General features: G+C 66.1%; 8 protein-coding genes and 1 pseudogene. 3 read left to right on the top strand and 6 right to left on the bottom strand.

The annotated features are described in order from the left end of the window. The 5 genes from pafA to dop all read right to left on the bottom strand — a co-directional run. On the bottom strand, positions 1 to 1007 hold a 1007-nt coding region (gene pafA / locus JOZ00_RS19130), incomplete at its 3' end, for a Pup--protein ligase (RefSeq protein WP_293346389.1). A gap of 136 nt (positions 1008 to 1143) precedes the next feature. Continuing rightward, a complete protein-coding gene (prcA, locus tag JOZ00_RS19125) occupies positions 1144 to 1920 on the bottom strand; it encodes a proteasome subunit alpha (RefSeq protein WP_293346388.1) in 777 nt (258 codons plus the stop codon). Continuing rightward, on the bottom strand, positions 1917 to 2795 hold the full coding sequence (gene prcB / locus JOZ00_RS19120; RefSeq protein ID WP_293346387.1) for a proteasome subunit beta: 879 nt from the start codon (positions 2793 to 2795) through the stop codon (positions 1917 to 1919). Before prcB ends, prcA begins: the two co-directional genes overlap by 4 nt. After that, on the bottom strand, positions 2792 to 2986 hold the full coding sequence (locus JOZ00_RS19115) for a ubiquitin-like protein Pup (RefSeq protein ID WP_293346386.1): 195 nt from the start codon (positions 2984 to 2986) through the stop codon (positions 2792 to 2794). Before JOZ00_RS19115 ends, prcB begins: the two co-directional genes overlap by 4 nt. Before the next feature lie 105 nt (positions 2987 to 3091). Then, positions 3092 to 4600 (bottom strand): pup deamidase/depupylase, encoded by a 1509-nt coding sequence (gene dop, locus JOZ00_RS19110; protein ID WP_293346385.1) that lies wholly within the window; start codon positions 4598 to 4600, stop codon positions 3092 to 3094. Between dop and JOZ00_RS19105 the strand changes: the two genes are divergently transcribed. Genes JOZ00_RS19105 through JOZ00_RS19095 form a run of 3 tightly spaced genes read left to right on the top strand, consistent with a single transcriptional unit; the run spans position 4599 to position 6588 of the window. Further along, positions 4599 to 4742 carry a hypothetical protein gene (locus tag JOZ00_RS19105; protein WP_293346384.1) on the top strand — a complete coding sequence of 48 codons (144 nt, stop codon included), beginning with the start codon at positions 4599 to 4601 and terminating at the stop codon, positions 4740 to 4742. The two genes, dop and JOZ00_RS19105, sit on opposite strands and share 2 nt — an antisense overlap. Before the next feature lie 6 nt (positions 4743 to 4748). Next, complete coding sequence (locus tag JOZ00_RS19100; RefSeq protein WP_293346383.1) at positions 4749 to 5933, top strand: hypothetical protein; 1185 nt, start codon at positions 4749 to 4751, stop codon at positions 5931 to 5933. A gap of 13 nt (positions 5934 to 5946) precedes the next feature. Continuing rightward, positions 5947 to 6588: a hypothetical protein gene (locus JOZ00_RS19095; RefSeq protein ID WP_293346382.1), complete on the top strand. Its 642-nt coding sequence runs from the start codon at positions 5947 to 5949 to the stop codon at positions 6586 to 6588. Positions 6589 to 6648: 60 nt separating this feature from the next. On the opposite strand, the pseudogene JOZ00_RS19090 reads toward JOZ00_RS19095, so the two are convergent. Continuing rightward, positions 6649 to 6921, bottom strand: a pseudogene (locus JOZ00_RS19090) (proteasome ATPase); the annotation flags it as partial.

The following is a 6921-nucleotide window of genomic DNA, read 5'->3' as shown; positions in this document are numbered from 1 at the left end:
CGCTGGAAGAGCTTGCGCTTGATCACCCAGTCGATCTCGGTATCCACCTTGGCGAAGTCCTGGCTCTCGACGGCGTCAAGTTGCCGCCCCCACAGGTCGACGATCTGCTCGATCTGGGCGTTGGGCTCCCGAGTCTGCAGGTGCTCGACGGCGCGGCTGTAGTACTCGCGCTGAATGTCGAGTGCGCTCGCCTGCCGCCCGCCGGCCAGCCGCACCGGGCGGCGGCCCGTCACGTCGTGGCTGACTTCGCGGATGGCGCGTATCGGGTTGTCCAGCGAAAAGTCGCGGAACGGAACGCCGGCTTCGATCATCTCGAGCACCAGCGCCGCGGTGCCCACCTTGAGCATGGTGGTGGTCTCGCACATGTTGGAGTCACCCACGATCACGTGCAGGCGCCGGTACTTCTCGGCGTCGGCGTGCGGCTCGTCGCGGGTGTTGATGATCGGCCTGCTGCGCGTGGTGGCCGACGAGACGCCCTCCCAAATGTGCTCGGCGCGTTGCGATAGGCAGAACGTCGCGGCCTTGGGCGTCTGTAGCACCTTGCCGGCACCGCAGATCAGCTGGCGGGTGACCAGGAACGGCAACAACACATCGGAGATCCGGGAGAACTCCCCCGCCCGAACGATCAGGTAGTTCTCGTGACAGCCGTAGGAGTTGCCGGCCGAATCGGTGTTGTTCTTGAACAGGTAGATGTCGCCGCCGATGCCCTCGTCGGCCAGGCGCTGTTCGGCGTCCACCAGCAGGTCTTCCAGCACCCACTCCCCGGCGCGGTCATGAGTGACCAGCTGCACGAGGCTGTCGCATTCCGCGGTGGCGTACTCCGGGTGGCTGCCCACGTCGAGGTACAGGCGGGCGCCGTTGCGGAGGAAAACGTTGGAGCTGCGACCCCATGACACGACTCGGCGGAACAGATAACGGGCGACTTCGTCCGGGCTGAGCCGACGGTGGCCATGGAACGTGCAGGTGACACCGAACTCGGTCTCGATGCCCATGATTCGTCGCTGCACGTAATCGAGCGTACTTGTTGTCTTGCCGCTAGGTTGCGGAAGCCGCGCCTATCGATCTCAAAGAGTTACCCGCGGCCGCGACCGGGCCTTCTTACAAATACCACCAGCCCCATCGGCACCGGCGCTTCAGCAGGGTTTACTCCGAGGACTCGCCGTCGGAATCCGGCGCCTCGCCGTCGGATTCCCCGCCCTTGGAATCCAGCTCCTGCAGGAGGCTTTCCAGGGTGCTGCGGTTGATCCGCCGGAACGCGCGTCGCGGCCGGTTGACGTCCAAGATGGCGACTTCCAGGCTGCTCACTTCCGGTGAGGACTGGTCGCCGTTCGAGTTGTTCTCCGCACTACCGGCCCGCAACGCCTTCAGCGCGATCCCCAGGGCGCCGCGCAGGTCGGCGTTCTCCTCGTACAACTCCTTGAGCGCGGTGGTGATCGGCTCGGTGGTGCCGCCCATCACCACGAAGTGCGGCTCATCGGCGATCGAGCCGTCATACGTAATCCGGTACAGCTCAGGCGGTTTCGTCTCGCCGTGGTGCGCGACCTCGGCCACGCACAATTCGACCTCGTACGGCTTGGCCTGCTCGGTGAAGATGGTGCCCAGCGTCTGCGCGTAGACGTTCGCCAGCTGCCGGCCGGTGACGTCGCGGCGGTCGTACGCGTAGCCCCGGGTGTCGGCGAACTGAATGCCGCCGCGGCGCAGATTGTCGAATTCGTTGAACTTGCCTGCGGCGGCGAAACCCACGCGGTCGTAGAGTTCGCTGATCTTCTGCAAAGACCGCGACGGGTTCTCCGCGACAAACAGCACGCCGCCGGCATAGGCCAGCGCGACCACGCTTTTGCCGCGCGCAATGCCCTTGCGCGCGAGCTCGCTGCGCTCGCGCATCGCCTGCTCGGGCGAGATGAAATACGGAAAGCTCACTTCTCACCGCCATCTGGACCGAAAGTATCTGCGCGCGAACGGCTTTGGATGACCTCGCGAGCCAGTTCGGCGATGCGGCTCTCGGGCACTTCGGCCGCCCCCTCGGCCCCGATGGTGACCGCAGTCGGGAAGATGCCGCGGACCAAATCCGGTCCGCCGGTGGCGGAGTCGTCGTCGGCGGCGTCGTAGAGCGCCTCCACGGCCACCCGCACGGCCGAATCAGCATCGGAGACCTGGGAATACAGCTTCTTCATCGACGATTTAGCGAAGATTGAACCCGACCCCACCGACTGGTAGCCCTCTTCTTCGAGGTTCCAGCCGCCGGCGGCGTCGAACGAGACGATGCGGCCTGCGCCTTCGGCATCGGGCGCATCGATGTCGTAACCCACCAGCAGCGGCAGCGCCACCAAGCCCTGCATCGCGGCGGCCAGATTTCCGCGCACCATGATCGCCAGCCGATTCACCTTCCCGGCGAACGTCAGCGGCACACCTTCAAGCTTTTCGTAGTGCTCGAGTTCGACCGCGTACAGGCGGGCGAACTCGACGGCGATGGCGGCGGTGCCCGCGATGCCGGTCGCCGTGTAATCGTCGGTGATGTAAACCTTTTTGACGTCGCGCCCGGCGATCATGTTGCCCTGAGTCGAGCGCCGGTCACCGGCCAGCACCACACCGCCGGGATACTTCAGCGCGACGATGGTGGTGCCATGTGGCAGCTGGGCCCCGGCACCGCCGGACTGCGCGCCGCCGCCAAGACTGGCAGGCAGCAACTCCGGCGCCTGGCGACGCAAAAAGTCGGCAAAAGACGACAAATCTACGGTTGAATTTCCCGGAAGTGCGGAATTAGTGGACAGGCGATCAGAGAACGACCAGGTCACTGTCCGCCCTTTTGGACGTACGCGCGAACGAAGTCCTCGGCGTTCTCCTCAAGGACGTCGTCGATCTCGTCCAGCAGATCGTCCGTCTCTTCGGCGAGCTTTTCACGGCGCTCCTGGCCCGCGGCCGTGCTGCCGGCGAGGTCTTCCTCGTCTCCGCCGCCGCCGCCACGGTGGGTCTGCTCCTGAGCCATCGCCGCCTCCTGCTTTGTCTGGGCTTGTGCAACAGCCGTGCCACACTGCCCGCTGATCTTCTCTACCCTACCGGTAGACGCCGACGTTCCCCGGCTAACTGGCCTTTAGCTAGTGAGTTGTTCCACCAGTTCGGCGGCGCTGTCCACCGAATCCAGCAGCGCCCCGACATGCGCTTTGCTGCCGCGCAACGGCTCCAGCGTCGGGATTCGGACCAGCGAATCGCCACCGAGGTCGAAAATCACCGAGTCCCAACTGGCTGCGGCGATGTCGGCGCCGAATCTGCGCAGGCATTCGCCGCGGAAGTACGCGCGGGTGTCCGTCGGCGGGCTGTCGACCGCTTCGATCACCTGGTGTTCGGTCACCAGGCGCTTCATCGAGCCGCGCGCCACCAGCCGGTTGTAGAGGCCCTTGTCCAGTCGGACGTCGGAATATTGCAGGTCCACCAGGTGCAGCCGCGGCGCCGACCAGTTGAGGTTCTCCCGCTGCCGGAAACCTTCCAGCAACCGCAGCTTTGCCGGCCAGTCCAGCAGCTCGGCGCATTCCATCGGGTCGCGCTCCAGTTGGTCGAGCACGTGCGCCCACGTCTCGACGATGTCGGCCGCGCGCGGGTCGGGGTCGCGGCCGTCGACCAGCTTCGCCACCCGGTCGAGGTAAATCCGTTGCAGCGCAAGGCCGGTCAGCTCGCGGCCGTCGGCCAGCGCAACAGCGGCCCGCAGCGACGGGTCGCGGCTGATCGCGTGGACGGCGTGCACCGGCCGGGCCAGCGCCAGGTCGCTGAGATCGATTCCGTGAGCCGGGCCCTCTTCGATCAGGTCGAGGACCAACGCCGTCGTGCCCAGTTTCAGATACGTCGACGTCTCGGCGAGGTTGGCGTCGCCGATGATCACGTGCAACCGCCGGTACCGGTCGGCGTCGGCGTGCGGTTCGTCGCGGGTGTTGATGATGCCGCGTTTGAGCGTGGTCTCGAGGCCGACCTCGACCTCGATGTAGTCCGAGCGCTGCGACAGCTGAAAGCCCGGTTCGTCTCCGGAAGGACCGATGCCGACCCGCCCCGAGCCGGTGACCACCTGGCGCGACACCAGAAACGGGGTCAGCCCGGCGATGATGGCCGAAAACGGCGTCTGCCGGGACATCAGGTAGTTCTCGTGCGACCCGTACGAAGCGCCCTTGCCGTCCACGTTGTTCTTGTAGAGCTGCAGTTTCGCGGCCCCGGGCACGCTGGCGACGTGCCGCGCGGCGGCCTCCATCACACGCTCGCCCGCCTTGTCCCAGATCACCGCGTCCAGCGGGTCGGTGCATTCGGGCGCGGAGTATTCGGGGTGCGCGTGGTCGACGTAGAGCCGCGCGCCGTTGGTCAGGATCATGTTGGCCGCGCCGACCTCGTCGGCGTCGACGACCGGCGGCGGGCCGGCCGAGCGGCTCAGGTCGAACCCGCGGGCGTCCCGCAGGGGCGATTCCACCTCGTAGTCCCAGCGGGTTCGTTTGGCGCGCTGGATGCCTGCGGCGGCGGCGTACGCCAGAACCGCCTGCGTCGAGGTGAGGATCGGGTTTGCGGTCGGGTCAGACGGCGAGGAGATGCCGTACTCGACCTCCGTCCCGATAATCCGTTGCATGACCCCAAGAGTAGGCGGGGCGGCGATCCGGCCCGCGAAGCGGGGCGAGGAGGAGGCTCGCAACCGGACCAAGCGGGGCGAGGAGGAGCCCGGCGAGTGGTTCGCGAACGCCAGCGCGGGCGAGTCGTCCGCCGTAGGGTGAGCCGACATGGCCCTACCCCGTCGCCGGCTGCCGGACCGTCGGGTGTCGGCCAACTCGGCGGCCGAAAGTTGGTTCCTGGAGCGGGGTTTGCCGTCCGTGCTGACGAGGCGAGCACGGTGGCGACGGCTCTGGACACGGTCGGCGCCGATGTTGGCGGCGTACGCGGCGCTGCAGGTGTGCATTTTGGCGGTGTACTTGATCACCGGCGGCCACGATGTCGAGATCACGGGGGAACCGACGACATCCGAATTGGTCGTGCTGGCGATCTTGAGCCTCAGCCTGCCGCTGATGGCGATCGTCGGCTGGCTGGTGTCCCGATCGCGCAGCGCGCAGACCCGTTCGGCTGTAACTACCGTGTCGGTTCTGATCGTGGGCTGCGTCGGAATCGTCACGGACGGGGCCTCGCAACTGCCCCAGGACGCCGCCGTCATCGCCGTCGTGCTGACCCTGACCGGCTGCGGCGTCGGCTCGGTGGTCGGGTGGGCCGTGCGGATGATGTTGTCGCACTTTGCGACGGTGGGCGCGCTGGCCGTCCGGGCGCTGCCCGTGGTTCTGCTGACGGCGTTGGTGTTCTTCAACACCTACGTCTGGCTGATGGCCGCAACGATCAGCGGCAACCGGCTCGGGTTGGCGATGGCGTTCCTGGTCTCGATCGCGTCGGCGTTCGTCACCTCCGCCACCCGAGAACGGGTCAGGCCGATGCTTCAGTCCGCGACCGTGTCGCCGAAAGAGGGTGCGGACCTTGCTGATACGCCGTTCGCGACGCTGCCGGACGCCCCGGACTGCGGCTCGCTGAAGAAGGCGGAACGCCTCAATGTCGTCTTCGTGCTGGCCACCTCACAGCTGGCGCAGATCCTGGTGCTGGCGGTGGTCACCGCCGCGATCTACCTCATTCTGGGGCTGATCATGCTCAGCCCGGAACTGCTCAACGAATGGACCCATACCTACAAGAGCTCGGCAACGGTGCTGGGCTTCACGCTTCCCGTGCCCGACTCGCTGATCCACATGGCGTTGTTCCTCGGAGCGCTGACCTTCATGTACATCAGCGCACGGGCGGCCGGCGACGCCGAATACCGCTCCACCTTCCTCGACCCGCTGATCGACGATTTGCATACCACGCTGGTCGCGCGCAACCGCTACCGCGGCGCCACGGACCGGCTCGGATGTGGTGTTGACGGCACGGAAACGTGATTAACTTCACCGTGTGTCCAGCCCCGAATCCCAGCACGCAGTAGGCAAACACACCCTCGACATTGCGGGGAAGCGTTACGGCGAAGTGCTTCTCGTGACTCCCGGCGAAGCCGGCCCGCAGGCAACGGTTTACAACAGCTTCCCCCTCAACGACTGTCCCGCCGAGTTGTGGTCCGCGCTTGACGCGCACGCGCTGGCCGCCGAACACGGTGCCGCCGCCGCCCTGCTCAACGGCCCGCGCTACTGGCTGATGAACTCCATCGAAAAGGAACAGCAGGGCCCACAGATAACGAAGACCTTCGGAGGCATCGAGATGCGACAGCAGGCCACGGTCCTGCTGTCGTCGATGAACCCGGCGCCGTACGTGCCCAACAAGGTCACTCGCCACACCGTCTTCGTCTTCAACGGCGGCCAGGAAGTCTACGAACTCCTCGACCCCCAAGGTCAGCACTGGGTGATGCAGACGTGGAGCCAGGTCAGCGACCCCAATCTCTCGCGGCGCGACCTGCCGGGCCTCGCCGCCAGGCTGGAGCTGCCTGCGGGGTGGACCTACCAACCCCGCTGGCTCGCCAGCGACCTGCGAATCGATACGACGAGCCGGGCCGCCGAAGTTTTGCAGGACAACCTGACCAACAGCTACTCGCTCGCCGAATAAGCTGCAGAAAACTCGAGCCCCGCACAACATCTGTGTGCGGGGCTCGAGTTCGCGTGTTGCTTACAGGTACTGACCCAGGTTCGACTCGGTGTCGATGGCCCGCGACGCGCTCGACGACTTGCCGGTGACCAGGGTGCGGATGTACACGATCCGCTCGCCCTTCTTGCCCGAAATCCGCGCCCAGTCGTCCGGGTTCGTGGTGTTCGGCAGGTCCTCGTTCTCGGCGAATTCGTCGACGATCGAGTCGAGCAGATGCTGGATACGCAGACCGGGTTGACCGGTCTCCAGCACCGACTTGATCGCGTTCTTCTTGGCGCGGTCGACGACGTTCTG

It is taken from the genome of Mycobacterium sp. (genome assembly GCF_019243155.1).
Taxonomy (GTDB): Bacteria; Actinomycetota; Actinomycetes; order Mycobacteriales; family Mycobacteriaceae; genus Mycobacterium.
The sequence above is the reverse complement of the archived record's forward strand: the minus strand, read 5'-3'. Positions and strand labels throughout refer to the sequence as shown.

Bases quoted from the DNA above. Each gene is read 5' to 3' on its own strand.
- JOZ00_RS19115 (WP_293346386.1), bottom strand. From the start codon at position 2,986: ATGGCTCAGGAGCAGACCCACCGTGGCGGCGGCGGCGGAGACGAGGAA.
- JOZ00_RS19105 (WP_293346384.1), top strand. From the start codon at position 4,599: ATGACCCCAAGAGTAGGCGGGGCGGCGATCCGGCCCGCGAAGCGGGGC.
- dop (WP_293346385.1), bottom strand. From the start codon at position 4,600: ATGCAACGGATTATCGGGACGGAGGTCGAGTACGGCATCTCCTCGCCG.
- JOZ00_RS19100 (WP_293346383.1), top strand. From the start codon at position 4,749: ATGGCCCTACCCCGTCGCCGGCTGCCGGACCGTCGGGTGTCGGCCAAC.